We start from the raw sequence: 25,818 nt of genomic DNA, 5'->3' as shown, positions 1-25,818 counted from the left end.
GGCTCTTCCACATCCTCAGCGGCAACCTCGGCCACCAGATCGAGCACCATGCCTTCCCCGACCTGCCCAGCAACCGCTACGCCCAGATCGCGCCCCGGGTGCGAGAACTCTGCGAGAAGTACGACATCCCGTACGTCACCGGCCCGCTGTGGCGGCAGTACGCCTCCACCTGGGGACGCATCCTGCGCTTCACCCTGCCGGCCCACTGAACCTGAACCTGGCCTTCGCCGCCCGCGTTCCGCTCCGAGGCGATCTCTCCTCGGAGCGGAACGCGGGCGGCTGTATTTCTGTGCCGTGTCCCGCCCACGGGGCGGTCGGCGGTCACACGTGCAGCAGGCGTTCCGTGGCTTCTTGGTACTGCCGTAGTGCGAGGCGGAGTTCTTCGGTCTGTGCTTCGGTGTCCTGGTCCTGCCAGCCTGCGCGGAGGGTGCGGCGCCGCTCCGTGAGGGCGTCGGCCAGTTGGGTGGCGGCTTCGTCGAAGGTGCTGTCGGCCTCCTGCACCGCTTGGCGCGGGTTCTCGACGAAGGTGCTGAGGGCGTGCTGAAGGCGCATGGTGAGCTTGTCCCGGTCGCCCTGCGGGATCAGCATCGTGGCCTGGTTCCTGCCAGGGGCACCGGCGTTGATGCCGGACTCGTGCGGTGCGCGGGCAGATTCGGCGTGAGGTGCCTGCGGGGTGTGCCGCTGAGCGGGTTCGGGGCTGCCGGCAGTTGCGGGTTGCTGTGCGCGCTCGGGGTCGTACGTCATGATGTGCCGCTTCCCTTGGCGTGGCGTCGGTAGGGCGTCCACGAGGTGTGGCCGCGGCCGTCCGAGGACTCCTGATCGCGCTGGTCGGCGCTGGAGGGTTGTTCGGTGACGAGTGCTTCGAAGAGGCTCCGGGCCGCGATCATGGCCTCACGCATCTCCTCGGTACCGACCTGGCCGCGGGCGGCCGTGTGCAGGGTGCGGTAGCCGTGGACGTAGTGGGCGTGGTGGACGGAGAGGGCGGCCAACTGCTCTTCGAACTGCTCGCCGTCGGGGTAGCCCCGGTCCTGGGCCAGCCGTACGAGGAGGGTGTCGGCCTCGGTGACCGCCTTGTGCGGCGATTCGACGAACTGTTCCTGGATGACTGCCCATTGGGCTGCGTAGTGTTCGCGGACCTCGGGCGGCAGGGGCTGCTCCTGGAGGGAGCCGTGCTGCTTTACGCGCTCGCCGAGTTCCCGCTCGGCCGCCTTCACATCGTCGTTGTGGCGGACGACGGTGCGCTGGTATTCGGGTCCGAAGCGCCGCTGCAGGTTGCGCCTGCCGCCGCCGGGAGTGCGCGTGCGCGCGCGTTCGATGAAGAAGAGGGCGGCCGCGATGACGACGACCAAAGCGATGATCATGACGACGAGCATGGCTGCCTTCTAAAGTTCGGGCCTTGAATGTTGTGCCGCTGCATTTCCATCAACCTCTTTTGAGTTGTGCCCTATTGCTGCCGGCCGAGCGGTGCCCACGTGCCGTGGCCACCACCCGGGGCGTTGTGGATCAGCGTCGGAAGGCGTCCTTCGCCTTCTGGGCCGACTGCTTCAGGTTGCCGGAGACTTGGTCGGTCCTGCCTTCCCGCTGCATTCGCCTGTTGCGGGTGGCCCGTCCGGACTTGCTCGTGAACTTGCCTTTCATGGCCTGTGTCGTGTTCCTGATCGTTCGTCCGATGCTCATGGCCGTCCTCGGGTTGGTCCGTCGGGATGGCTCCCGCGCACGATGGCGGTGTCAGGTCCTGCGGGAGTGGCGGAGCGTGGTGCCGGGCTATCCGCGACTGCGGCTGAACCCGCGTCCTCGACGGCTGCGGCCACCGCTGCCGCGGCCGCGCCTGACGTAGCCGATGATCCACAGGATCAGCAGCACGGCAGCGACGTACCAGAGGACTTGCATGGTGAAGCCGAATCCGAAGATCACCAGAATCACCAGAAGGAGAAGAATCCAGAAGAGCATCGCCGGGCCTCCAGATCGCGCGGAGAGGTTCCTGGTATCCGCGGGGTCCGGGCGAAGTGGGAAGGTGGAATGCGCTGCGTCCGAACGGTCCGGAGCGGCATGGCCTTGCGCCGTGCTGTCAGTCAACGCCCGGGAGCATCTCCTGTCAACGAACCGGTGTCTGCCAGGAGTTCGGGATGGGCGGCCGGGGCCGCCGGGACAGACGGAGCCTCGGCGGGGGCTTCGTCCGGCGCGGTTAGCGGCAGAACCTTGTCCTCCCACCAGGACAGGCCCATCACAGTGCCGAGTAGGACGAAGGGCACGAGAAGGACAAGCGCGTACATGCGTATCGCCTGCTGTCGAGAAGCGTGCGATGGGGCGGGCAGCGGATCGCTGCCCGCACGGGGCGCATGGAGGCTGGGCCGGACGGCGTGGCGACGGCGGGGAGGCACGTGCGGGACGCGGTGGGGTTCCGGGGCCGGTGCGCAGGGTGCGCCCCCGTGGGGAGCGCGATTTCTGCTCGTCGCTGCCGGGGGCCGGGGCGGCACCGTGGAGGTTAGCCGCTGCTGTTCTGGCTGGACAGGTGTCAAGTGGCCATCTGCGCCCGGGCGTACGCGGTGACGTCGCAAGCTATCCGGAACCTATGGCCAGGACTACGCTGAGGAGTGAAGCCCCGGCCCCCGGCAGCGATGACCATTCCCCAAGCTCTCGCCTTCTTCCCCCAGGCTCTCGGCTTTGGCCGAGCAGGGGGAGACCCCATTGAGCAGGGACCCCCTCGCTCCGGGAGACCCGCCGTGATCCTCTTGCTCGCCATCCTCATCATGGCCCTGTTCGCCTTGGGCTTCCTCAATGCCCTGTGGTGGCTGGCTGCGGCCGCGCTGATCTTCGGCTACCTCTACTACGGCATGGGCGGCGCGGGAAGCCGGCACCGTGGCGGTGGTTCCGAGTACGGGCAGTACCGGGACGATCGCGATCACGAGGAGCGATTGGACCGCCGGTACCGGCGCCAGCGCCGTGGGCGCTGGATGCGCCAGGACCGTCGCGACCGTCAACAGCAGGGATAGGCAGGCGTCATGCCCCGGAGGGTCGGGACACGGGAAGAGCGATGGGCGTTGAAGGCCGACGTGGTCTGGGGGAATGTGGGTCTCGCACCGGCCATCGTCATGCTCCGGGCGGAGAACGACACGCTGCGCCGGGCGTTGGCCGGCCATGTGCTGATCGACCAGGCTCGCGGCATGGTGATGGTCCTGGCGCCGTGTTCCAGTGAGCGGGCCTGGGGCCTGCTGGTGGACATCTCGCAGCACTGCAACGTCAAACTCCGGGACGTGGCCGCCGCCCTGGTCGCCACGGCTGAGGGCGAGCCGCTCCCCGAACAGATGCGACGGGAGCTGCGCCGGGCGCTGCGGCGCCTTCACACAGCCGACCGAGCATGACGGACCACCGTCACAAGGGCGGCACCGGGAGCTGTTGTCCCAACTCGCCGGTGCCTACGTCCGCGCCGGCCGTCGAACGCCCCTGTCGGTTTGCCCGCCTCGCAGCGCGCAGACCCACACCGCCAGCGGTGCCGGAGGCAGGACTGTCGGCGGCCCCGCCGCAGTGGTAGTCGACATGCATGCCGAAGAATTCTCCCGATACCGCGGATCGTCCGTCTCAGATCATCCGGTTACGTCGTGCAATCCGTGATTCGCCCGCCGGGCGCGGATGGAGGCGCAGCAACGATGTCGAGCTGGGGCCACGAGCCCTGGGATTCGCGGCGCTGGGATTCCTCACCCTGGTGCCCCTGCTGATCGTCGTTTCCGCGACCATCCGGAGCGTGGGCGGGGGTTCGCGCAGTGGCTGAGTGACGGGCTCGGGGTGTCGGCGGCCGCCCGGGAACGCATCCGGCAGCTGTTTTCTCCGCCCGGCCAGGTGCTGCAGACCACGACCGCGTTCGGTCTCGCCGCGCTGGCGGTCTTCGGTCTCTCCTTCGGGGCGGCCGTGCAGACCGGCTACGAGAAGATCTGGGAGCTGCTCTCTGCCCGCTGGTACGCCAGGTGGCGGCAGGTGCTGTGGCTCGCCGTACTCATCGGCTGCCTCTACCTGTCGGCCACCACCACCCTGTGGCGCCACTCGGAGGTCGGAACACTGGCCGCGATGCTGAGCACGGTCCTGTTCTTCTGGTGGTCGCAGCACATGCTGCTCGGCGGGCGCGTCGCCTGGCGTGCCCTGCTGCCCGGCGCAGTGGCCACGGCACTCGGGCTTCTCGGCTTGCGGGTCTTCTCCCGTTTCGTGTTCTCGCCGTTGATCGCCTCCAGCGCCGTCACCTACGGTCCTTTCGGCACCGTCCTGGTCATCCAGTCCTGGCTGGTGGGCGTGGGCGTCGTCGTTCTCGGCGGGGCGCTGGCCGGCCGTGTGCTGCATGAGGAACTCACGCGCGTGGTGCATGCCGTGAAGCAGCGGACGTCGAGACATACCTGATGCCGGCACAACGCGGCGCTCGCCGGTGCGGGACTGATCCGTGGCTTACGGGAAACCCGTCCGGGCATGGCCGAGAAGGCGTCCCGTACGCCGCGCGACGAGACCAGGCTGGAACAGGCCGACCGCAACTATGCCGAGCTGCTCCAGGAGCTGCGGATCATCCAGACCGGGGTCCAGATCCTGTTCGCCTTCCTGCTGACCCTGGCCTTCACACCCCGCTTCGCCACCCTCGACACCCCGCAGCGCGCCGTGTACATCACCACGCTGCTGCTCGCGGTGCTCGCTGCGGCCCTGTTCAGCACGCCGGCCGCGCTGCACCGCACGTTGTTCCAGCGCGGAGCCAAGCCCGAGATCGTACGCACCTCCTCGCGCCTGGCCGGGGCGGGTATGAGCGTGCTGATGCTGGCCATGACCGGCTCCGTGCTCCTCGTCGTCGACGTCGTACTCGGCCGGGTCGAGGGAACGATCGCGGGGAGTGCGACGCTACTGGTGTGCGGTGGGCTGTGGGGGCTGCTGCCGCAGTTCGTCAGGAAGCGCGCCGCGCAGGCCGCGGCCCGCGCCCCAGCAGCAGACCCAGGCCGCGACAGGCCGCTGCTCCCACGGTGACGCCGAGAGCATCGAACTCCGGGCCCGGGGAACTCGACTGCGGCGGACGCGTATCGCGCACCCACCGTTCGGGGAGAGCATCGTGACGTCATCTCAAGCACGCGGGAAGGGACGGACCGGAGCCGCCGCAACCCGGCGCTCCGCGGAGAACCAGACGCTGTCCACCGCGGGACGGGCGGGCTTCACCGCGCGCGGCGTCGTATACGTCCTCATCGGCGCACTCGCCCTCCAGATGGCCCTGGGCAGCGGCGGGAAGTCGGCGGACCGGCAGGGCGCACTGGCGAAAATCGCGGAGCAGCCCTTCGGGAAGATCATGCTGTGGGCGCTGGTCGTGGGCTTCGGCTCCATGACCCTGTGGCGAGCCTCCCGAGCGGTCCTGACCAGGGGCCCGGACCGGAAGACTCCCTCGCGACTCCTCGACGGCGGGCGGGCACTGCTCTACGGCTTCATCTGCTGGGCCACCGCCACCTACGCCGCCGGCGGCAGCCAGGGCTCCAGCGGCAACGCCAAGTCGAAGGACTGGACGGCCTCTGTGCTGAAGCTGGCCTACGGCCAGGTCCTGGTCGCTGCAGGAGGATGCCTCCTGATCGGCATCGGCGTAGTGCTCGCGGCACGGGCGGCCATGCGCAAGTTCCTGCGCCAGCTCGACACCACCGCCATGACCCCCCCGTACGAAACAGATCGTCACCGGCCTCGGCGTCGGCGGTGGCGTGGCCCGCGGCACCGTGTTCGCCGCGGCCGGCATCTTCATCCTGATCGCAGCCATCCAGTTCGACGCCGACGAGGCCAAAGGCGTGGACGCCACACTCCGCAGCTTCACCCAGACCCCGGTCGGGCCGTGGCTGCTCGTCGCCGTCGCGATCGGACTGATCCTCTTCGGCGTCTTCTCCTTCGCCTCCGCGCGCTGGCGCCGCCTGTGAACAACACCCCGAACCGGCATCGGGCACAGACATGCATCAACTGGGGTTGAACAGACCGCCGCCCACTGGTGGATCGGCAAGAAGCCGGTGCAGAGATCCAGACCGGCTCTGCGGCCCGGCCTCGAAGGCACGAGGTCACTGAGGCGCCGGCAGGTACACGGTGAGCGCGCGTGGTGCCTTGTCGAGGATGAGTGTGTCGGCGGCTGGGCCGACTTCCCCGTCGCGGGTGTAGTCCCCGGTCTGTCCCAGTCCGTCGATACGCAGCCGGGTCGCGGTGGTGGCCTGGTAGACGCGGGAGCGGGCGAGGGTTCCGGTGAGGAACGCGGTGATGAGCCGGGTGCGGGCGAAGGGGTGCCTTCCGTCGACGATGCGGAGGTCGAGCAGGCCGTCGTCGAGGCTGCGGCGGCAAGGGGAGCGAGGGCGGCCCCCAGCCAGGGCGACTCCAGCGTCGCAGCGGTCACGAAAGCGGCGGAGGAGGCTGTGTGCCCGCAGGGGCGCGCTTTCCCGACGTACTGCTCCGAAGTCCGTCGCCCCGATGGCGACTTGGCGGCGATGGCAGCGGCGGCCGCCGCCAGGGCCAGTGAACCGGTGCCGCGCAGGGCGGCACGACGGGCACGGCGGTTGCCGGACAGGCCATGACCGCTGCACTGGCCAGCCACGGCAGCCAGGGGTGGGCCGAGACGACATCTTCGACGTGCCGTGTGCCGGGTACGCGGAGGTCTCTCATGCCCGCCGGGTACCCGCCTCGGTGACGAAAACGCAGTCGGCCGCCCGCCTGCTCCGGTCGGGGGAGCGTTGTGGAGGCCCCTCATCCAGTCATGCGGGTGCCGTACGAGACCTCCGCCGGGCCGTTCCGTTTGCCGCCGCGGGCCACGGCTACCCGTTCGTGCACAGCCCGAAGTGCGGGCTCCTCCACCGGAAGGCACACCATGTCCACCGGATTCCTCATCGCCCTGCTCGTGGTGGTGATCCTCATCGCGGGTCTGCTCGCCATCAGGTTCCTCGCGGGCGAGGGCGCGGGCGGACTGCGCCGTCGCTTCGGTCCGGAGTACGGGCGGACCGTGGCCCAGTACGACGGTGACACCAAAGCGGCCAAGAAGGACCTCGACGGGCGGGTGCACCGTTACGGCGCCCTGAAGATCCACCCGCTGACGGCCGAGGCGTACGACCAGTACGCCGCCGAATGGTCCTACGCCCAGGAGGAGTTCGTCGAGGACCCCGCCAAGGCGGCCGCCCACGCCGACGGGATCCTCGGCGGGCTCGCCCAGGAGCGCGGGTTCCCGGCCGATCCGTACCGGGAACAGCTCGCCGCGCTCTCGGTGCACCACCCGCAGCACGTCGAGAGCTACCGCAGGCTGCACGCGGCCGTCCACCGCGCCGACGGAGGCGGGACCAGGACGGAGGAGCTGCGCGAGCTCTTCGTGAACGCCCGTGCCTGCTACGACGACCTTGCCGGGGAGCGGCCCGCGGACGCGGCCACCCACCACAGCGACGACCCCGAACGGCGCCCTTGGGGGACCTTGCGGCGCCGCGACACCAGCCGAGGGAGCACACCATGACCGATCCCCAGCAGCCTGCACACAGGCCCGATCCTCAGGAGCCCATGTCGATGTCCGAGCCCCGGCAGCCCACCTCCGTGCCGGAGCCCGGCACGGCGCTCCCGCCAGGGGAGCGCGACAAGCTGCAGCTGCGCCTCCAGCACGCCGTCAACGGCTTCGTGGACGCACCGCGGCCCGCGGTCGAGGAAGCCGACGCGCTGCTCGGCGAACTCATCGCCAAGGTCGGCCAGATCCTCGGCGAGCGCCACGCCATGCTGCGCGAGTCCTGGCAGGGCTCGGCCGGTGATGCCGAGACCGAGGACCTGCGCACCGCACTGCGCGAATACCGCAGCCTCGCCGAACGACTCCTGCGGATCTGATCCGAGTCCACCTGGTCCGCGGAAAGGACAGGCAGTCTGTTTGAGGGTGCCTCATGCGGGAACCTGCCCGCTGTGCTTCGGACCGGAGGCACGCCCGTGGGAGCAGCTGACACTGCTCCCCAGCGCGCCGCGGTCTGCCCGCTCCCACGGTCAGTGACACCACCGACCGGGGAGACACGCGTCCATGACATACGCACCCGCGCAGAGCGCACGCAGCACCCATCCCCACGACGACGCCCCGGACACCGCCGCCGCGTTCGCCCGTATCGCCACCCTGCCCGACGGCCCGGAGAAGTCCGCGCTGCGGCAGGAGGTGGTGTGTGCCTGGATGCCGATGGCCGTACGCCTCGCCCGGCGGTACCGGCATCGAGGGGAGTCCTTCGAAGACCTTGTTCAGGTCGCCCACCTGGGCCTGGTCAAGGCAGTCACCCGCTTCGACCCGGGTCGCGGTGCCGCGTTCCAGAGCTTTGCCGTACCGACGATCCTCGGCGCGATGAAACGGCACTTCCGCGACGGCCTCTGGGGAGTACACGTGCCGCGACGCGTACAGGAGTTACGTATGAAGGTCAGGGCCGCCGGCCAGGAACTGGGCTGTTCGCTCGACGCCCGAGGGCCCTCGGTCCGGGAGATCGCCACGTGCACGGGCCTGACCGAGGCGGAGGTGCGCCTCGGACAAGGGGCCCTGGAGAGCTTCGCCCTGCTGTCGCTGGATGCTGGGCCCGTCTACTTCCACGACGGCCGCAGCCTGGCCGACACCCTCGGCGAGGTCGAGCCCGGCTTCGACTGGATCGTCGACCGTGAGGCACTTCGGCCGCTGCTGACGGCGCTGCCCGAGCGCGAGCGGCAGATCCTCTATCTGACGTTCTTCCGCGAGATGACGCAGCGCAGCATCGCCGAGCGGTTCGGCATCTCCCAGATGCACGTATCCCGCCTGATCAGCGTGACCTGTGCGCGCCTGCGGGACCAGGTGATGGCTGACACCGACGGGCTGGGGAAGGCTTCGTGATGTCAGCTTGAGCGAGCCTACGAGCGGGGCCTGATCAAGTCGTCCTCGGTTCGCCGCACTGCGAAGAACGAGACGCTCTCCGCTGTGCCGGGCGCATGCGAGGCCGAAGCGGTGGATGCCGGATGGGCGAGGTCCGCGTCGCTGTCGTCCGTATTCCCCTGTACCGGCCAGTCATTCGGCACCGCCTGAGGTTTCAACCAGCCTATTGAGGCGAGTCGTCGGGTATGGCCAGACGCTACGGCGGAAATCCCGCGGGGACGGTCATCCTCCTCATCGCGGACATCGCAGCACTGATTCTGATCCTTTGGATCGCCCTCTTCTTGCTCGACGCCAACACTGCCAACGGTTTGGTGGACTGGATGCGCGATGCGGCGAACTGGCTCTCGGGCTGGTCGCGCGGCCTGTTCACCATCGAGTCCGACAACTGGCGCGCCGTGGTCAACTACGGTCTGCCTGCACTCGTCTATCTCCTGATCGGCCACGCGATCGCCGGACGGGTCAACCGGGCCTGACGCCCGCCTCGTCCTCGCGACACCGTTCCCTCACGCATTCGCCCGAGCTGCGCGGGTCAGGCACCCAGGCCGGCCAGCGGCTCATCATCGTTGATGAAGGCACGGGCCACATCGGACAGGCGCCGGTTGTGGGCGCGGGCGTAGCCGCGCAGCGCGCTGAAGGCCTGTTCCATGTCGATGCCCTGGCGTTCGGCGAGTTTGCCCTTGGCCTGCTCGATCAGCACGCGGCTGTTGAGCGCGGTCTGAAGCTGTTCGTTGAGGACGGTGGTGCGCTGGGTGGAGCGTTGCTGCAGCAGGCTGATCGTGGCGACATCGGCCAGGGCCTGGGCGATGGAAGCTCCGAGCGGGTCGAAGGGGCCCGACGTGGCGCGGAAGAGGTTCAGGGCGCCGACGGCCTCGTCCCGCAGGCGCATCGGTACGGCGTGGACCGCGCCGAACCCGCACAGGTGGGCTGCCTCGGTGAAGCGCGGCCACCGCGCGGTCTGCGTGCTCAAGTCCGCCACGGCCACCGGTGCGCCGGTGTGGAAGCACTCCAGGCAGGGGCCTTCGTTGCTTTGGATCTGGAAGAGCTCCAGGAGGCGTACCTGCTCGTCGGAGGCGGCCATGACGCGCAGTTCACCGTCGTGGTCGGCAAGGAGGACGCCGGCGGCGGTCACGTCGAGCATGCCGACGCAGCGGTCGGTCAACAGGCGTAGGAAATCAATGAGATCGAAGTCGGCGACGAGGTTGTCGGCCAGTTCGACGAAAGTCTCCGCAAGAAGCTGATCATTCATTGGACACACCCTCTATTGAGTTTAGTGCCGCAGAAATGGGGCGGCAGGAGCAACGCAGTGCATCCGTGGAACAACCCGGGGACGTCATACATCGTCCCGGCCATCCGCCGGGTCCGGGTACGTATCCGGACTGAGGAGGAGCCGGTGGGCCACCACGTCGGAGGCCACGTCGGAGAGGCGGCGGCCGTGGGCGAAGGCGTAGGCGCGCAGCCGGATGAAGGCTTCCTCGATGCCGACGCCGAGTTGGACCGTGAGCATGCCGGTGGCCTGGTCGATCTCGGCCCGGTATCCGCCCAGCTCCTCGGGGTCTGCGTCCGCTGCTCTGTTGCCGGACGGTGCCCCTGTCGCGTCGATCTGTGTGTCGAGCAGGACGAGGGTGGCGGTGTCGGCGAAGGCCAGGGCATCGGCCAGTTCCTCCACGTCGAGCATGCCGGGTAAGTCGGCGTACAGGTCTAGGACTCCTGGCCTGATCGCGCCGACCTGCAGAGGGAAGGCGAAGACCGCGCGTGCTCCGGTCTCGAGGGCCGCATCGGCGAACACCGGCCAGCAGTCCTGCAGTTCATGCGACCGCAGATCCGGCGTCAGGACGGCGGACTGACGGGTGAAGGCATCCACACATGGGCCCTCGCCCAGCGTGAGCTGCAGCTCTTCCAGCTGCCCGCTGATGTCGTCGGTACTGCACAGGGGGTGGCTGGCGCCGGCCCGGAACATTGCCGACACTCCGGCTCCGCTCACCGGCAGGGTGGCCACGGCCGCGGCGCACACATCACCCACACCGACCTGACCACCGCGCCGAGCCGCCTCCTCGGCGACCAGAAGCTGGATCCGCACGGACCGCCCGTTGGACGTCACCCGGGCCACCGGGTCCAGGCATGGCGGGCAAGTCCCTCCAACCTCAGGACTGTTCGTTCCCCGATGGGCAGCACCAGCACCCGGAACACCGCGGGACCGGCAGATTGCCGGATCTCCCCCAGGTCCCGCCATCCCCAGGACCGCAAGGAAACGAGTGCAGGGCGATCATCCTGAGTCACCAGGGTGACGCCCAGCGACGCCTGGTGATCGGCAAGGAGCCGCTCCTGCAGACTGCGGGCCACGTCGCTCTCCCGCGTACGTGGACGGATCAGGAGATGGGTGATGGCGAACACCCGCCCGGACTCGGTGAGTTGCTCGACGCTGCGGGGCAGCCCGCCGTCGAAGCCGCGCCACCAGAAGCCGTCACTGCGGACCGGGAATCCGCAGGCGCATCCCACGATGCCCTGGGTCTCGGCGATCACCATGGCGAACCCCGGACGCCGGGTGTCGTCGCTGAGGCGGCTCAGGAAGTCGAGGCGGCTGCGCCTGCGGTAGGACTCGCTGGGAACGGTCGCGCAGGACTTCTCGTACAGGTCGGCGAGGTCCTCACGCATGTCCTCGGCGAGCCAGCGGTTCACCCGGCGCAGCCGCACCCCGTCCTGGGTGGAGGGCTCGCCGCTGGGCCTTCGGGACAGTCCTCGGCCGGGCCGGGCCTTCACCGCACACCGCCCGATGCCGTAGGTGCGACCGGGGCAAGGCTTTGCGGCTCGAAGCGCGCCGTCGGCAGCGGGGCCGAGGTGGCCACAGGAAGGGCAGCGGGGAGAGCGGGAGACCTCTGGGCAGGCGGACGGCCCTGGAGCAGGAAACCGGAGCGGCTGAGGCTGACCATCCGCGCCAACAAGGGCGAGGGATAATGCAGTTGGAGGCATCCTCCCGCCTCGACCGTCTGCTGCGACGCCTCGATGAAGGCGTTGAGGCCGGTGCAGTCGCAGAAGGTGACCGGGGTGAGGTCGACGTCGATCGTGCGGATGCCGTCGCGCAGGCATCGCTCCAGCGTCTCGCGTAGCAGGGGTACGGACTCCAGGTCGATCTCACCGGCCAGGGTGATCAGGGCCCGGTTGTTCCGGTCGTGCCGGTAGACGTTCAATTGCGGTAGGGCCATGACGCCTCGGTTCGGAAGACCCACCGGACAGAGCCGCATGGCGGAGCCGGGCTCTTTGGCCCCTTGGCGTGCTCTCGGTGGGGTGTACGTACGGCGGAGGCGGGCGGAGGCCGGTTCCGGCAGAAGAGGAACCCGCCCAGCCCCTCCAGGGGCATGTGCCGGGTGAGGGGACGAAGAATCCGCTCCCGCGGCCATCTGTGTGGAACAACAACGAGCCGCCGGGGTCTGGGACGTCCGTCTCTCAGCATAGTCCCCGGACCGGCCCGACGGAGCGGCCAGAAGCCGTGCACGCTTGGGTATCGAGAATGTGGCCCCGTGCTCGCATATTCGTTGTCCAGCAAGGAACTTGGACGGGCAGGGCGAAACGCGGCCGTCGGCGACCGTCCGGGTACGCCGGTCCGTGCACCGCCCGAGGAGGTGGCTTCCCATGACGGAGCCGAACAGTTCCACCCTGCAGAAGGCCCAACCCGGTAGGCCCCGCACCGGCTTGGGTACGGTGCTGCCGGCCGCATCGGAACTGCGCGGCAAGACGACCATCGCGGACGGCGTGGTCGAGAAGATAGCCGGGATCGCCGCACGGGAGGTCCCCGGAATCCACGCCCTGGGCGGCGGATTCACCCGCACCATCGGTGCGATGCGCGACCGGGTTCCCGGCGGGCGCGCGAGCGTGGGGCGCGGCGTCAAGGTCGAAGTCGGCGAGAAGCAGACCGCCATCGACCTTCAGGTCGTCGTGGAATACGGGATCAGCATCACCGACATCGCCACAGAGGTCCGCGAGAACGTGATCGGCGCGGTGGAACGGATGACGGGCCTGGAAGTCGTCGAGGTGAACATCGCCGTCAACGACGTACACCTGCCGGACGACGACGAGCCGGACGCCGGCGAGAGCCGGGTCGAGTAGTTCCATACACCCAGACGGGAACGCACGGCCACCATCAGTTGGTGGCCGCGCGCCGCGTAGCTCATGGGCACGACGAGCCCTGAGTCCGAAGCCGCTGACTACAGACAATGGAATGGCTTACACCGCTCAGCGCCGGCGCCCGCCGCCTCGCCGGGGAGACCACCCGGCCCCCACACCGCCCAAGTGCACGGCGAGCAGGGCGAGTCCGACGAGCATCAGGCTCGTCGGACTGAAGATCACCTCAGTCGACGTCTCGGTGACGTGGATGACCCAGGCGATGACAAAGAGCACGGCTGCCGCGAATGCCAGCATCTGACTTCTCCTGCCGGTGGACGGCGAGTCACACGTGAACCCGTCGGCTGCGCCGCTGCCGGCCGGGTTCCCCGGACGGCGCCGGTCAGTCATGCGGATTCCGCGCCGGAGAACGAAGGAGAAATGGTGGCCCTGCGCCATCCTCAGCCCAGGGTCTCGGCGGCGTGCACGACCAAGGTGCGGGCTTCGGCGCCGTAGACGGCCACGCTCTGCAGTTGCTCGAACGCCTTCAGGTACAGGTCGATCTCCGAGGGTTGGGTGACTTTCACTCGCGCGGATACCAGCTCGGCTGGCCATCAGAGCGAACCCATTGGCCGCGAGAGACGTTCCACGTCTACGACGACAAGCTCGTTCTTCGACCAGGAGCACGAACCGGTGCCCCGGTTCGTGGATCACGCGGGAGCGGTCGACTCTCGCCCGCGCGGCCTCGGCTCTACCCCCGGGTACAGAGGGCGGGAGCCCGCTGCGCCGGTAAGAGTCTCCGCTGCGACAGAGTTCAAATCCCCTCCTGCACGACGCCTGCGACCTGCGCGAATGGTTGAGCGCGTCATGTCTGCGGTGTGTGAAGGGGGGGCACGATCGGCCCGTAGTGGACTCGCAGTGGACGGAAGGACCCGTAAGGATCAGGAAGGCTACGGACGAAGGCGGACGTCATCAGCCTTCTGACCTGCGATTATGGGACGGTCGCAGCAAGATCCGGGAGCGATCGGAAGATCCGAGAAGAACTCATAATCCGTCGGCCGTGGGTTCGAGCCCCACCCGCCCCACCGGGCGCCAGGGTTGCAGAAACGATGCGACCTGCGCGTATGCCTGAATCAGGGCCGCCACGGAAGACCGTGACGGCCCTGTCGTCTGTGGTGGGTCAGCCGGTGGTGAGGGCGTTGTGGCCCTCGATCACCTCGCGCGCCACCTCGGTCAGGAGGCGCTGCTCGGCGCGGGCCTGTCTGCGGATGAGGGCGAAGGCCTCGTCCACCGGCACCGAGCGCCGTGCGGCGAGCACGCCCTTGGCCTGCTCGATGAGGATGCGGCTGGTCAGTGCGTGCTGCAGCTGATCGACCCGGGTGCGCTCCGCGTGGGCCGCGCGTTCGTGGCCGAGCGTCACGGCGGCCATGCGCGCCAGGGACTCGGCGAGGGACAGGGCCCTGGCGCAGAGGGGCTCGGGGCGCGGGGCGAGGAGGACGAGGGCGCCGTGCCTGTCGGCTTCTCCGCGCAGCGGGAGGGCCGCAGTGTGGGTGTGGCCGAGGCGGCGGGCGCGGGCTGCGTAGTGCGGCCAGTGCTGCTTGGCCACGGGGGAGTCGAGCGGTGTGGGGCGCACCGGCGTTCCGGAGCGGCGGCAGTCTTGTCCCGGTCCCTCGCCGCGGCCCGCGGCGTCCAGTTCCAGCTGGTGCACGGCCGGCGGGGAGCCCGCCACGTGGAGGCCCTCGCCGTGGTGCGGTGGGGCGACGGCGCCGGCCGCGCAGTCGGCGAGGAGTCCGGTGGCATGGGCCGTCAAAAGGGCCAGGAGGGACGGCACTTCGAAGGGGCGGTCGGTGGGGCCGTCGGTGGCCAGGTCGAGTAAGGCATCGGCGAGGCGCTGTTCCGCAGTGCTCATGGCCGCTCCCTTCGCAGCGGGTTGTCGGTGAGAGTGGTGGGTGGCGGGCTCACGTGAGTGTGATCTCTCCGCCGACGACGCGTGCCGCGACCTCCTGCGTCGACTGTCCGTCGGCGAACGCCCTGGCCTTGATCAGGTCCAGGGCGTCGGGTACGGAGCAGCGCGCCTGTACGGAGACCATGCCGGCCGCCTGGTGCACCGCGGCGCGGTGGTCGGTGTCGCCGTACAGATCGGGCTCGGGGTCGGGGCTGAGGAGGACGGTGCTGGTCAGGGCGTCGGCGACACCGATGAAGACCGGGGAGGTCAGCAGCCCAGGGTGGGCGTCGAAGACCGCGAGGGCGCCGATACAGCTCTCCGTGGACTGCAGGGGGAGCGCGGCCACCGAGGTGAGACCCAGGGCGGCGAGGCCCGCGGCGTACTCGGGCCAGCGTCTGCCGACCGCGGCGCCGGTGGCGTAGACCGGGCGCAGGACGCGGGTGGCCTCGATGGCGGGCCCCTCGCCCAGAAGGAACTCCAGCTCCTGGGCGGCGCGCGAGGGCTGGTCGGAGGCGGCGACGGCGAGCTGGCTCTGGTCGGCGCCTATCAGGGTGAGTGCGGCGCTGCGGGCGCCGCAGGCCTCGGCGACGCCGGTCATGAAAAGAGGGCGGTCGCCGTCCTTCTCCGACCAGCCCACCATCCGGCGGGCGAAGGACTCATGGATGCGTGCCGCCGAGCGATGGCACCCGGCCATCCTGCGCAGTCCGGCGGCCGTCTCGCGGTGGATCTCACGTCCGGTCCGTTCGGCGAGGAGTTCCTGCCGGGCTGCGGCCTCTTCGCAGTCGGCGGCCCGCGCGCGTGCACGCGCGGCGCGGCTCCATGCCCTCGCCGCGCTCTCCGAGGCGCTGCCCCCCAGGGTCATGCCAGCAGAATACGCCCGGCGTCAGCTGTTGAGGCCGGTCCTGTTCTCTTCCATCAGCAGGACGACTCCGCCGTGGTGGCCCTTGAACGCGCTGCACACCACCTGGCAGTCGAAGGAGCGGCCGAGACGGTTCACGGAGGGCACGCTGGCCGGGCCGACCCGCTTGCCCGTGGTGACGCACTCCTGCACCACGGGCCGCAGCCGGTCGACGGGCAGGCCGAAGTCGAGCCCGAAGAAGTCCTTGTCGGCGACCTCGTCGGTGCGCAGGCCCCACAGGTCGACGGCACCGCTGTTCCACCGCTTGACCTTCAGGGCGGCGTCCAGGACGACGACTCCGGCGGCGATGGACTCCACGACGCCTTCGAGCGAGGCCTTGGCCTCGTCCAGCTCCTCGGTGCGCCGCCGCATCTCCTGGTTGACGCTCTGCAGATCTTCGATGCTGGACTGGAGTTCCTCGTTGGTGGTCTCCAGCTCTTCGCTGGTGGACTGGAGTTCCTCGTTGGTGGTCTCCAGTTCCTCGATGCTGGACTGGAGTTCCTCGTTGGTGGTCTCCAACTCCTCGTTGGTGGACTGGAGTTCCTCGTACGCCGTCTCGAGGTCCTCGCGAACCTGCTTGTTCTCGGCCTTCAGCTGGGTGGCGACGGTGACGTCGTTGAAGGTGACGAGGGTGGCCGACGGCAGGCCGTTCTCGCGCATCAGCGGCTCGAGGAGGATGTCGAAGTACTGCCGGTCCTCGCCGGCCCGCCGCTCCACGCCGTTGACCCGCAGCGTTCGGCGCTCGTGGGTGGCCTGCTCGATGAGGGAGCGCAGTTCGACGGGGCGGTAGGAGATCTCCAGGTCCTGGAAAGGGCGGCCCACGTCGTTCGGAGTCAGGCCGAACTCGTTGCGGGCACTGGTGTTGATCAGTACGACGGTGCCGTCGCTGTCGACGGAGATCAGCGGGGACGGGATGGCGTCCAGGACCAGATCGCGCAGCTGGCGGCTGCGGGCCGCCGTCGGCTTCTCGGGGCCCGTGCCCGGCCTGATGTTCATGTGAGGGGAGTGGAAGGGCGAGGCCGTGTCGCTCGGGCGGCGCCGGAAGAAGCGCTGCCGTTTGCTGATCACCTCGAAGCGGTCGGAGTCGTTCAGGAGCATCTCGGCGCGGCCGAGGAACAGAAAGCCGCCGTCGCGCAGCGCGAAGTGGAAGCGGTCGACGATCTGGGTCTGCGCCTCCACGTTGAAGTACATCAGCGTGTTGCGGCAGACCAGGAGGTCGAGCCGGGAGATCGGGGCGTCCCTGGTGATGTCGTGGCGGCCGAAGATGACCCGGCGGCGCAGATCGGGCCGGAAGCTGAACCGGGCGCCGTTGCGCTCGAAGTACTTGTCGCGGAGCTGCGCCGAGAGGGGCTCGAGGGTGCGCGCGGGGTAGAGGCCGCCGCGGGCGTCGCGCAGCGCCTCGTCGTCGACGTCCGTGCCGTAGATCTTGACGCGCCCGATGGTCTCGTCGATGCCCAGGGCCTCGGCGAACATGATCGCGAGGGAGTAGGCCTCCTCGCCGCTCGAGCAGCCCGCGCTCCACACCCGGATCTCGTCGCCGCCCGACTGCGCGAGCACCTCGGGGAGCACCTCGCGCTGCAGGAAGTTCCAGGCGTCCGGGTCGCGGAAGATCGAGGTGACATTGATCAGGATGGTGTTGAACAGGGTGCTGAACTCATCGGCGTTGGTCTCGAGCCGGTCGCGGTAGTCGGCGTACGAGTCGAGGTCCACATCGGCCATACGCTTGCGGATCCGGCGGCCGAGCGAGGTGCGCTTGTACCCGGTGAAGTCGAATCCGCGGGTGTCCCGAAGGAAGCCGAGGAGCTCTTCCAGCTCGTCGTCGGTCTCTGCACCCTGCGTCTCGGCCATCACTTCACTGCCTCTTGGTCTCCACGAGTACCCGGATCGCTGCGGCGATCTCGTCCAGGGGCAGCACGCGGTCCACTGCGCCCGTACCCACCGCCGCTTCCGGCATACCGCTGAATTCTGCCGTCCTGGGATCCTGCACGATCACCGTGCCCCCGCGCGACTTCACGGCGTCCACCCCGACGGCTCCGTCGTGACCCGTGCCGGTGAGGACGCAGGCGATGACCCGGGGTCCGTACACCTCGGCGGCCGACCTGAAGAGCAGATCGGCCGAGGGGCGTACGAAGTTCACGCGCGCGGCGTCGGTGAGGGCCAGGACGCCGTCGGCGGTGATGAGGAGATGACGGTCGGGCGGGGCGATATGGACGGTGCCGGGGCGGGCGTGCTCGTCGTTCTCCGCCAGCTTCACATCGAGCGGGGTCCTGCGGCCGAGGATCTCGGCGATGGCCGTGCGGTGCTGGGGGTCGAGGTGCTGGACGACCAGAACGGGCACCGGCAGAGCGGGGCCGAGCGCGCCCAGAAGCGTGCTGAGGCCGCGGATGCCGCCGGCCGACGAAGCGACCGTGACGGCGGCGTATCCGTCCGCCGTGGGCTCTTCAGACGTCACGGTCCGAGCCTAGCCGCGGGGCTTCGCCTTGAGAGCCGGGCGGCCCCTCGCGGAGTGGAACGCCGAGCGACTCTTCAGTGAGCGGAGTGTCAAGCGTCTGCTCGTAAATACGCCTGAAGGAGTGCTGAGTTGGGGGTGGGAAACGTTTCTGGATCCCACGCCCCCCGGCTCAGCTCGTACGCTGCGGGCTGTCCACCCCGGCCCCTGGTGGCTCTCGGACCGTTGGGCACTTTCTGCCGTGACCGTCCGAGGCAGGGGAGCCATTCGTCGCCGAGAGGGACACCGCCGTGGATCAGCATCCTCATCCTCAGCCTGCCCCGCACCGCCGGGCGTCGGACACCGTCCCCGCGCAGCGGACGCCGGCCCCGGCCCGGGAGGAACGGGGGGCCTACGACGAGGCGGTGCGCGGCCTCGGGCCCGAACCGGACGCCCAGCTGCGCATCCACCGCACCGCGACCCGTCTCATCGCCGAACTGCGCGGCGAGATCGATCTGGAGACGGCGCTGCGCATCGGCCCGCTGCTCGACGCCGTGACCGCCGGGCCCCGGCTCGCGCTCATCGTCGATCTGCGGCGGGTCGACTTCTTCGACGGCTCGGGCGTACGTCTGCTGGCCCGCATCCGGAGCCGGGTCCTTGAACGCGAGGGCCGCCTCACCGTGGTCTGTGACCGGCCGCTGGTCCTGCGGGTGCTGAGGGCGGCCCGGGTGCTCGATGTGTTCCGGCCGGTGGCGAGCCTTACAGAGGCCATTGCGACGTGACGGTCGTACCGCGGGTGCCGTCGGTGCCGCTTGCGCTGCCGGTGCCGTGGGCGCCGCGGGTGTCCCCGTCGTCGTAGACCGTGAGGCGCACTCCCTCGCGTCCGTCGGGCAGATGGATCTGCGCGTCGACCGTGATCCGGATCTGTGCGACGCCCGGCCGGCGTGAGGCGGTGGCCAGGGCGCGGCGCAGGGCGGTGAGCAGCTGGGTGGCGACCGGTTCCGGGATGCGGTTCTCGACGGCGCCGGTGAACCGGGTGGACGGCTTGAAGCCGAGCAGCGCCGCCGCGCCCGCGGCCTCCTTGAGCACCTTGCCGCGAAAGCTCGTCGGGGCGTCGGCGGGCGGCTGCTGCAGGGCGAAGATCGCGGTACGGACCTCCTGGATGGTGGACTCCAGCTCGTCCACCGCTCGGCTGATCGCGGTGCCCACCTCCGGGATCCGCGCCCGGCTCTGGGTCGACTCCAGCATCATGCCGGTGGCGAAGAGCCGCTGGACGACCAGGTCGTGCAGATCGCGGGCGATACGGTCGCGGTCCTCGAACACGGCGAGCTTCTCGCGGCTCTGCCGGGCGTCCGCGAGGACCAGGGCGAGCGCCGCCTGCGAGGCGAACTGGGTGGCGAGCAGCCGCTCCACCGGGGTGTAGGCGCGCGCGCCGCGGGTGCGGGGCAGGGCCAGGGTCCCGATCAGCCGGCCGCCGCTCTGCAGCGGAAGCAGCATGCTCGGCCCGAAGCGCTCTCGTACCGCCGTGGTCATCCGCGGGTCCGTCGCCGAGTCGTCCACGAACACCGCCTGTCCGCCCAGGAGTTGTTCGAGGACCGGGCTGCCGGGGGAGATCGTGGTGCCGATCAGGGCGCCCGGGTCTCCCTGGGTGGAGGCTGCGACGATCTCCATGCCGCCTTCGTCGGTGGGCTGCAGGATCACCCCCGCGCTGGCCGCGGCGAGCTTGCGGGCCTGCTCGGCGACGACCATCAGCGGATCGTCGCTGCGGGTTCCGTCGAGCAGCGCCGTGGTGACCGCGGCGGCGCCCTCGATCCAGCGTTCGCGCTGGCGGGCGTTCTCGAAGAGCAGCGCGTTGCCGATGGCGATACCGGCCTGCGCGGCGAGGATCCGCACCAGGCGTTCGTCCTCGGCGGTGAACGGGCCGCCGCGCTTCTCGGTCAGATACAGATTCCCGAACACCTCGTCGCGCACCAGGACCGGGACGCCGATGAAGCTGTGCATCGGGGGGTGGCCCGCCGGCATGCCGCAGGACCGCGGGTCGGCGGTCAGATCGGCCACGCGCAGTGGCTTCGGGTCCTGGATGAGAACGCCGAGCAGCCCCTTGTCGCCGCAGGGCAGCTGTCCGATCCCGGCCCGGGTCGCCTCGTCCATGCCCGCCGTGAACAGCTCGGTGAGCCGCCGCCCGCCGCCGCGGTCGGGGTCCATCACGCCGAGCGCCCCGTACGCGGCGTCCGTCAACTCGGTCGCGGCGTCCACGAGATGCTGCAGGGTGGCGCGGAGTTCGAGGTCCGTGCCGACGCTCAGAACCGCTTCGAGCAGCAGGGGCTCCCGCTCCACCGAGACTTCCGCACCATCGTCGTCCACTGCCATGCCCGCACCCTCCCGGTCACGCGGCTTCCTGACCGCTCGCCGGTCTGCCGCGTGCCCAGTCCACCAAACCGAGCAGGGAGTAAAGCGCCCAGGCCCCCTCAAGCAGGGCGAATCCCCACTGGTTTCCGGCCGTCGCGTCGATGACCAGGAGGGAGGAGCCGATGAAGTTCGGCCACAGATAGCGGGCGGAGCCGAAGGCGACCCGGCCCGACTGGGCGAGCACGAACGCCGCAAGGATCATGACGGCGCCGACGAGCTGCAGGGACATGGACACGGTGTACGTCGCTTTCGGCCTCGACGGAGCGCTACGGCGGAGGGGGCTCAGTCGGTGCTCAGTCGGTGAGCGGGTCCAGGTGCATCGGCTCGATCCGGCCCTCGATCATCGCGCCGAGACCGAGTACCGCACACACGTCGGGGCGTTCCGCGATGTGCACCGGCATCCCCGTGGCCGAACGCAGCATCTGGTCGAGGCCCGGGAGCCGCGCGCTGCCGCCGACCATCATGATGCCGCGGTCGGCGAGGTCGGCGACCAGATCCGGCGGGCAGGTGCGGAGCACCTTGCCGATGCCGTCGAGTACGGCGGTCAGCGGGGTGTGGATGGCGTCCCGTACCGCGGCCGTCTGCACCTGCACCGAGCGGGCCAGACCGGTGGCCACGTCGCGGCCGTGGATCTCGGTGGACTCCGGGCCCTGCGGGGTCAGGCCATTGCCGCTGAGCGCCAGCTGCAGGGGCCGTACCGACTGGCTCGGCAGCATCAACTCGTGCTGGTGGCGCAGATGCTGGACGATCGCGTGGTCGATGGCGTCGCCGCCCACCGGGATCCGCTCGGCCGTCACGATCGCGCCCATCGACAACACCGCGACCTGCGTGGTCGCCGCGCCGCAGACCAGGATCATGGTGGCTTCGGGGCGCTCCACCGGCAGTCCGCAGCCGACCGCCGCCGCGATCAGGGTGTCCACGAGCTCGACGCGGCGCGCGCCGAGCCCGATCAGCGTCTCGGTCGCCGCGCGCTGTGCGAGCGGGTCCGCGTCGTGCGGCACACAGGCGGCCGCGCGAAGGCGTGGCTTGCGGCGCAGGGTGCGGCGCAGCTTCTCGTCCAGGAGATGGCTGAGCATCCGCTGGGCCATGTCGATGTCGACGACGGTGCCGCCGGAGACCGGCCGTACCACCCGGATGTATCCCGGCGTACGTCCCGTCATCCGCTCGGCGAACTCGCCGACGGCGATCAGTGCGCCGGTCTTGGTGTTGACCGCGGCGACGCTCGGCTCGTCCACGACGAGACCGGCGCCCTTCACGAAGACCCGGGTGCGGGCGGCACCCAGATCGACGCCCAGGTGGCAGCGGCGCAACTGGTCGAGGCTGACGGTCATGGCAGATCCTCCCGAGAGCGCAGACCGTGGGAAGTGCCGCCGGGCGGCGGCGCTTCTCTTGGCATCGTGGGGCCTTGCCGGGTCCGGCGCTCGGTGGGGTGGGCCGGGCGGGGCTCCGCTGCACGGGTGGTTTGTGACGGAGACTCAGCCGCTCCCCTCGGGCCGGGTTTGTGCTGCCCGTCCGTGGCCACCCGTGCGGACGCGGCACCGGGGGCGGGGGAGGCGCCCGGCTCGGAGGGGGCCTGTGGGAAGTGTTCGCCGCCGGGGTGCGAGGGTCCTTCCGGGGCGCGTTCGACGGCGGGGCCTTCGCGTGGAGCGGTGCTCTTCGGCCATTTGCGGACGTGACCGGTGTGGTGGCGAGCCCCAATCCGCTGGGGCGGGCTCGAACACCCCACCGGTTTTTGGCCGTTGATGTTGAAAGTCGGTCACATGCTGTGTTGTTCCGGTCACGGTGCGGATGGAAATGTCCCCCTCGGTGCGAGGAAGGCACCGTCGGTCACGATCGCCGGTTGGCGACCGTGACCGACCGGACCGGGGTCGCGGTCACTGTCGTGGGGGCGGTGGACGTGGCTCCTGGGGGGAAAAGGGGAGCGGTCCCGTCCCGCCTTTCATGGGTGGCGGGGCGGGACCGACGGTTCCGACGGACTGCACAGTGCGACCGGGAGGGGCGAGGAGGGGTATGGGCGCGCGGAGAACACCCAACGGCCTGCTGCGGGCACGGCTTGAGGAGGCCCAGTGGAGCGGGGCCGAGCTGGCCAGGGCCGTGAACGCGGCGGGCCGCCAGGCCGGCCTGAGTGTCACGTACGACCGGTCCAACGTCTCGCACTGGCTGGCCGGCACCCGGCCGCGCCACCCGGCGAGGGATCTCCTCGTCCGGGTCTTCGCCAAACGGCTCGGCCGTCTGGTCAGCGCGGAGGAACTGGGTCTCGTCCCGGCCGGTGCGGGCGCGGGAGCGGGCTCCGCCGAGGCGGCAGGGGGCGCCGCCCGGCGGGGTCCGGGCGGCTACAGCGGCTACGCCGACGGGGCCGCGGAGTACGGGGCCTGCGTCGCGCGGCAGGTGGTGTACGGCGACCCGGGACCCGCCGCGGCGTACGACCTGCCGGGGCAGCACGGCTTCGGCACCGAATACGTACCCGAGATGTCGCGCACCGAGGGACGGGGGCGCGCGGGGGGCGGGGCACGGCGTGAGCTGGCCGAGCTGATCCGTGAGCACCGGGATCCGAGACAGCTGCGGCGGCTGCGGGAACTCGCCTACCGGGCGCCCGGCGTGCCGCCGCCTCCTCCTGGAACGGGCACGGGTGGGGCCGGGGCCGCGGGTCCGTCGGCCGCGATGCCGTCGGAGCGCGAGCGGGAGCGGGGCCGGGAGCGGTCCGGGCTTCCCGGGGTGCCGGGCCCCCGGCCCGCCCGCGGCACACCTGAATCCGTCCTTCCGGCCGCGCTCAGGGTCCTCGAACTCAACGGCGGCCGGGCGGCGCGTGAGCTGATCGTCGGTGAACTGCCGGGCACCGGACGCAACGAGGCGGCCAGGCTGTGCCGGATGCTCGGCCGTGCCTGGGCCGACGACCTCGGTCACGGTGCCGCCCAGCGCGCGCTCGAACTGTCCTGCGCGCTCGCCGGTGAGGCGGGCGATCCGGTGCTGCGGGCCATGGCGCTGCGCGACATGAGCGTCCTCGCGCTCGAACTGGGGCGCACCGCCGAGTGCCTGGCCCTTGCGGAGGCCGCGGTGGACGGCGGCTTCGACCGGGCCGGTGCCGGTACGCGGGCCTTTCTCCTCACCCAGCGCGGTGTCGCCCGTGCGGTGGCCGGTGACGGGAGCGGGGCGGTCAAGGACATGGACGGTGCGGAGTACTGGATCGACCGTGGCGACGACGACGAGAACGGCCCGTACTCGCTCGGTGCCCTCCTCTACCAGCGCGCCCGTATGCACCGCGCCGAGGGCGACCTGCGCCGTTCCGTGTCGGCGCTCGAACTCTCACTGTCGCTGCGCCTGCCGGTCGAGCAGCGCTCCCGTGCGCTGATCCGGATCGAGCTGGCCCATCAGCGGCTCGGCACCGGGGACTACGCGGCGGCGGGGGAGGAGCTGAGGATGCTGGTGCCCTGCCATGAGTCGCTGCGCTCGGCGCGGGTGGATGCGGCGTTGGCGTATCTGCGCAACCGGGCGCTGGCTCCGGAGCCGGCTCCGTTGCCTCGGATCGCTTATCGGGGCCGATGCTGAGCGCTCCGCGGGGTTGACTGTCTTGTGCGGGTGCGGGTGCGGGTGCGGGTGCGGGTGCGTGGTGGTGCGGCGGGGTGCGCAGTTCCCCGCGCCCCTGATGGGGTGTTTGTCCCGGGTGGTTGTCTGTTGTGCGCGGGTGCGTGGTGGTTTGTTGCGCAGTTCCCCGCGCCCCTGATGGGGTGTTTGTCCCGGGTGGTTGTTTGTTGTGTGCGGGTGCGTCGTGGTTTGTCGCGCAGTTCCCCGCGCCCCTGTCGGGGCGCCCGGCGTGGCGGGTTAGCATCCGCTGTGACCAGCGTGACCTCTCAGGGCAGTGGCCCAAGTGACATACCGGGAGAACCGGAAGGCAGGCCGCGGCGGCGGATTCTCGCGGATCTGACTCCGCTGCGGACCTCCGTCGACTACCGGCGTCTGTGGATCGGCAACACCGTCTCCTGGCTCGGCCAGGCGATGACCGCGCTTGCGATCTCGCTGCAGGTCTACGACATCACGCACTCCAGCTTCTCCGTCGGGCTCGTCGGCCTCTTCTCGCTCGTACCGCTCGTGGTCTTCGGTCTGTACGGCGGTGCCATCGCCGACACCGTGGACCGGCGCAAACTCGGGCTCGCCAGCTCGACCGGGCTCTGCGTGCTGTCCGTGGTGCTCGCGGTGTCCGCGCTCGCCGGGTTCCACAAGGTGTGGCTGCTCTACACGATCGTGTCCCTGCAGGCGGTGTGCGCGGCGCTCAACTCCCCGGCCCGCACCTCGATGATCCCGCGGCTCCTGCCGCCCGAGCAGCTGCCCGCGGCGAACGCCCTGAACTCCATGACCACCACGTCCGGCACGATGTTCGGGCCGATGCTCGGCGGCCTCATCGTCGGGCTCTGGGGATACCAGGCCGCGTATCTGATCGACGCCGTGGCCTTCAGCGCCGCCCTGTACGCGATGTGGCGGCTGCCGGCGATGAAGCCGGACCGGGGCGAGGGCGTCGCCAAGCGCGCATCCGTCGTGGACGGCCTGCGCTTCCTCGCGACCCGGCCCAATGTGCGGATGACCTTCTTCACCGACATGTGCGCGATGGTCCTCGCCCATCCCCGGGCGCTGTTCCCGGCGGTGGCGGTGCTGTGGTTCGGGGGCGACGCGAAGACGACGGGCCTGCTTGTCGCCGCGCCCGCCGTGGGCGCGCTGCTCGGCGGGGTGTTCTCCGGCTGGCTCGGCCGGATCCGGCGGCACGGTCTGGCGATCCTGCTGTCGGTGGCCGGGTGGGGGACGGCCATCGCGGTCTTCGGGCTCACCCGGAATCTCTGGCTCGGCATGTGCTTCCTCGCGCTCGCGGGCTGCGCCGACACCATTTCCATGGTGTTCCGGTCGACGATGCTGCAGGCGGCGACGCCGGACGAGATGCGGGGCAGGCTGCAGGGGGTGTTCATCGTCGTCGTCGCGGGCGGGCCCCGCCTCGGCGACTTCCTCGCGGGCTCCGTGGCCGACCTCAGCTCGCCTCAAGTGGCCATCACCGGGGGCGGGTTGGCGTGCGTCGTGGCGGTCGGGCTGCTCGCGCTGAAGTGGCGGCGATTCGCCCGTTACGACGCGCGGTCGCCCGAGGCGTAGGTGAGAAACGCGCTCCAGGCGCCGGGGGGCTCCAGCGT

29 protein-coding genes and 3 pseudogenes are annotated in these 25,818 nt (G+C 70.3%); 15 read left to right on the top strand and 17 right to left on the bottom strand.

What is annotated here, in order from left to right:
- The coding region (locus ACFQVC_RS31105) for a fatty acid desaturase family protein (protein WP_381836823.1) at nt 1–209 on the top strand (209 nt) is incomplete at its 5' end.
- A 112-nt stretch (nt 210–321) separates the two neighbouring features.
- Here ACFQVC_RS31105 and ACFQVC_RS31100 read toward each other — a convergent pair.
- From ACFQVC_RS31100 to ACFQVC_RS31085, 4 genes are all read right to left on the bottom strand, one after another.
- Entirely contained in the window at nt 322–744 is a 423-nt protein-coding gene (locus ACFQVC_RS31100; RefSeq protein WP_381836821.1) for a hypothetical protein, read from the bottom strand.
- On the bottom strand, nt 741–1,361 hold the full coding sequence (locus ACFQVC_RS31095; protein WP_381836819.1) for a hypothetical protein: 621 nt from the start codon (nt 1,359–1,361) through the stop codon (nt 741–743). Before ACFQVC_RS31095 ends, ACFQVC_RS31100 begins: the two co-directional genes overlap by 4 nt.
- A 142-nt stretch (nt 1,362–1,503) precedes the next feature.
- Nucleotides 1,504–1,677, bottom strand: a complete 174-nt coding sequence (locus ACFQVC_RS31090; protein ID WP_381836817.1) for a CsbD family protein — start codon at nt 1,675–1,677, stop codon at nt 1,504–1,506.
- An 87-nt stretch (nt 1,678–1,764) separates the two neighbouring features.
- On the bottom strand, nt 1,765–1,950 hold the full coding sequence (locus tag ACFQVC_RS31085) for a hydrophobic protein (protein ID WP_381836815.1): 186 nt from the start codon (nt 1,948–1,950) through the stop codon (nt 1,765–1,767).
- A gap of 773 nt (nt 1,951–2,723) precedes the next feature.
- Here ACFQVC_RS31085 and ACFQVC_RS31080 point away from each other — a divergent pair.
- From ACFQVC_RS31080 to ACFQVC_RS31035, 10 genes and pseudogenes are all read left to right on the top strand, one after another.
- Complete coding sequence (locus ACFQVC_RS31080; RefSeq protein ID WP_381836813.1) at nt 2,724–2,993, top strand: hypothetical protein; 270 nt, start codon at nt 2,724–2,726, stop codon at nt 2,991–2,993.
- A 9-nt stretch (nt 2,994–3,002) separates the two neighbouring features.
- On the top strand, nt 3,003–3,362 hold the full coding sequence (locus ACFQVC_RS31075) for an ANTAR domain-containing protein (protein WP_381836811.1): 360 nt from the start codon (nt 3,003–3,005) through the stop codon (nt 3,360–3,362).
- 179 nt (nt 3,363–3,541) lie between these two features.
- Nucleotides 3,542–4,386: pseudogene (locus ACFQVC_RS31070) on the top strand (YhjD/YihY/BrkB family envelope integrity protein).
- Nucleotides 4,387–4,452: 66 nt separating this feature from the next.
- A complete protein-coding gene (locus ACFQVC_RS31065; protein ID WP_381836809.1) occupies nt 4,453–4,992 on the top strand; it encodes a DUF6328 family protein in 540 nt (179 codons plus the stop codon).
- A 232-nt stretch (nt 4,993–5,224) separates the two neighbouring features.
- Nucleotides 5,225–5,560: pseudogene (locus ACFQVC_RS31060) on the top strand (DUF1206 domain-containing protein); the annotation flags it as partial.
- Nucleotides 5,561–5,702: 142 nt separating this feature from the next.
- Nucleotides 5,703–5,912, top strand: coding sequence for a DUF1206 domain-containing protein (locus ACFQVC_RS31055; protein ID WP_381836808.1), 210 nt, complete (start codon nt 5,703–5,705; stop codon nt 5,910–5,912).
- 929 nt (nt 5,913–6,841) lie between these two features.
- Complete coding sequence (locus ACFQVC_RS31050; protein WP_381836806.1) at nt 6,842–7,471, top strand: hypothetical protein; 630 nt, start codon at nt 6,842–6,844, stop codon at nt 7,469–7,471.
- Complete coding sequence (locus ACFQVC_RS31045) at nt 7,468–7,830, top strand: PB1 domain-containing protein (RefSeq protein ID WP_381836804.1); 363 nt, start codon at nt 7,468–7,470, stop codon at nt 7,828–7,830. The genes ACFQVC_RS31050 and ACFQVC_RS31045 overlap by 4 nt, the downstream gene beginning before the upstream one ends.
- Before the next feature lie 184 nt (nt 7,831–8,014).
- Complete coding sequence (locus tag ACFQVC_RS31040; protein ID WP_381836803.1) at nt 8,015–8,836, top strand: SigB/SigF/SigG family RNA polymerase sigma factor; 822 nt, start codon at nt 8,015–8,017, stop codon at nt 8,834–8,836.
- Nucleotides 8,837–9,060: 224 nt separating this feature from the next.
- The gene (locus tag ACFQVC_RS31035) at nt 9,061–9,348 is read left to right on the top strand and encodes a hypothetical protein (protein WP_381836801.1); all 288 of its coding nucleotides are present in this window, start codon (nt 9,061–9,063) and stop codon (nt 9,346–9,348) included.
- A 56-nt stretch (nt 9,349–9,404) separates the two neighbouring features.
- Here the strand turns inward: ACFQVC_RS31035 and ACFQVC_RS31030 are convergent, their stop codons facing one another.
- The 4 genes from ACFQVC_RS31030 to ACFQVC_RS31015 form a co-directional block, all read right to left on the bottom strand.
- Nucleotides 9,405–10,121, bottom strand: a complete 717-nt coding sequence (locus tag ACFQVC_RS31030) for an ANTAR domain-containing protein (protein ID WP_381836799.1) — start codon at nt 10,119–10,121, stop codon at nt 9,405–9,407.
- A gap of 84 nt (nt 10,122–10,205) precedes the next feature.
- A complete protein-coding gene (locus ACFQVC_RS31025; protein WP_381836797.1) occupies nt 10,206–10,952 on the bottom strand; it encodes a GAF and ANTAR domain-containing protein in 747 nt (248 codons plus the stop codon).
- A gap of 17 nt (nt 10,953–10,969) precedes the next feature.
- The gene (locus tag ACFQVC_RS31020; RefSeq protein ID WP_381836795.1) at nt 10,970–11,632 is read right to left on the bottom strand and encodes a hypothetical protein; all 663 of its coding nucleotides are present in this window, start codon (nt 11,630–11,632) and stop codon (nt 10,970–10,972) included.
- Nucleotides 11,629–12,075, bottom strand: coding sequence for an STAS domain-containing protein (locus ACFQVC_RS31015; protein WP_381836793.1), 447 nt, complete (start codon nt 12,073–12,075; stop codon nt 11,629–11,631). The genes ACFQVC_RS31020 and ACFQVC_RS31015 overlap by 4 nt, the downstream gene beginning before the upstream one ends.
- A gap of 427 nt (nt 12,076–12,502) precedes the next feature.
- Here ACFQVC_RS31015 and ACFQVC_RS31010 point away from each other — a divergent pair, with 427 nt between their 5' ends.
- Nucleotides 12,503–12,976, top strand: a complete 474-nt coding sequence (locus tag ACFQVC_RS31010) for an Asp23/Gls24 family envelope stress response protein (protein ID WP_381836791.1) — start codon at nt 12,503–12,505, stop codon at nt 12,974–12,976.
- A gap of 126 nt (nt 12,977–13,102) precedes the next feature.
- Here the strand turns inward: ACFQVC_RS31010 and ACFQVC_RS31005 are convergent, their stop codons facing one another.
- The 6 genes and pseudogenes from ACFQVC_RS31005 to ACFQVC_RS30980 all read right to left on the bottom strand — a co-directional run bounded on the left by ACFQVC_RS31005 (nt 13,103) and on the right by ACFQVC_RS30980 (nt 18,265).
- Entirely contained in the window at nt 13,103–13,288 is a 186-nt protein-coding gene (locus ACFQVC_RS31005) for a hypothetical protein (protein WP_381836789.1), read from the bottom strand.
- A gap of 143 nt (nt 13,289–13,431) precedes the next feature.
- A pseudogene (locus tag ACFQVC_RS31000) lies at nt 13,432–13,720 on the bottom strand (transcriptional regulator); the annotation flags it as partial.
- 430 nt (nt 13,721–14,150) lie between these two features.
- The gene (locus tag ACFQVC_RS30995; RefSeq protein WP_381836787.1) at nt 14,151–14,879 is read right to left on the bottom strand and encodes an ANTAR domain-containing protein; all 729 of its coding nucleotides are present in this window, start codon (nt 14,877–14,879) and stop codon (nt 14,151–14,153) included.
- Nucleotides 14,880–14,928: 49 nt separating this feature from the next.
- Nucleotides 14,929–15,777, bottom strand: coding sequence for an ANTAR domain-containing protein (locus ACFQVC_RS30990; RefSeq protein WP_381836785.1), 849 nt, complete (start codon nt 15,775–15,777; stop codon nt 14,929–14,931).
- A gap of 21 nt (nt 15,778–15,798) precedes the next feature.
- A complete protein-coding gene (locus ACFQVC_RS30985) occupies nt 15,799–17,661 on the bottom strand; it encodes a CheR family methyltransferase (RefSeq protein WP_381836783.1) in 1,863 nt (620 codons plus the stop codon).
- 4 nt (nt 17,662–17,665) lie between these two features.
- Entirely contained in the window at nt 17,666–18,265 is a 600-nt protein-coding gene (locus ACFQVC_RS30980) for a chemotaxis protein CheB (protein WP_381836781.1), read from the bottom strand.
- 287 nt (nt 18,266–18,552) lie between these two features.
- Here ACFQVC_RS30980 and ACFQVC_RS30975 point away from each other — a divergent pair, with 287 nt between their 5' ends.
- Entirely contained in the window at nt 18,553–19,023 is a 471-nt protein-coding gene (locus ACFQVC_RS30975) for an STAS domain-containing protein (RefSeq protein WP_381836779.1), read from the top strand.
- Here the strand turns inward: ACFQVC_RS30975 and ACFQVC_RS30970 are convergent.
- The 3 genes from ACFQVC_RS30970 to mreB all read right to left on the bottom strand — a co-directional run bounded on the left by ACFQVC_RS30970 (nt 19,001) and on the right by mreB (nt 21,981).
- Complete coding sequence (locus ACFQVC_RS30970; RefSeq protein ID WP_381836777.1) at nt 19,001–20,611, bottom strand: GAF domain-containing protein; 1,611 nt, start codon at nt 20,609–20,611, stop codon at nt 19,001–19,003. The genes ACFQVC_RS30975 and ACFQVC_RS30970 overlap by 23 nt on opposite strands.
- A gap of 16 nt (nt 20,612–20,627) precedes the next feature.
- The gene (locus ACFQVC_RS30965) at nt 20,628–20,879 is read right to left on the bottom strand and encodes a CBU_0592 family membrane protein (RefSeq protein ID WP_381836775.1); all 252 of its coding nucleotides are present in this window, start codon (nt 20,877–20,879) and stop codon (nt 20,628–20,630) included.
- Between the two features lie 64 nt (nt 20,880–20,943).
- On the bottom strand, nt 20,944–21,981 hold the full coding sequence (gene mreB / locus ACFQVC_RS30960) for a rod shape-determining protein (RefSeq protein WP_381836773.1): 1,038 nt from the start codon (nt 21,979–21,981) through the stop codon (nt 20,944–20,946).
- Between the two features lie 679 nt (nt 21,982–22,660).
- Between mreB and ACFQVC_RS30955 the strand changes: the two genes are divergently transcribed.
- Both ACFQVC_RS30955 and ACFQVC_RS30950 read left to right on the top strand, forming a co-directional pair.
- Nucleotides 22,661–24,196 (top strand): hypothetical protein, encoded by a 1,536-nt coding sequence (locus tag ACFQVC_RS30955; protein ID WP_381836771.1) that lies wholly within the window; start codon nt 22,661–22,663, stop codon nt 24,194–24,196.
- A 294-nt stretch (nt 24,197–24,490) separates the two neighbouring features.
- A complete protein-coding gene (locus ACFQVC_RS30950; RefSeq protein WP_381836769.1) occupies nt 24,491–25,780 on the top strand; it encodes an MFS transporter in 1,290 nt (429 codons plus the stop codon).
- Nucleotides 25,781–25,818: the final 38 nt, after the last annotated feature.

The organism is Streptomyces monticola (assembly GCF_042665355.1).
Taxonomy (GTDB): Bacteria; Actinomycetota; Actinomycetes; order Streptomycetales; family Streptomycetaceae; genus Streptomyces; species Streptomyces monticola.
This window is presented reverse-complemented; position numbering and strand designations above follow the sequence as displayed.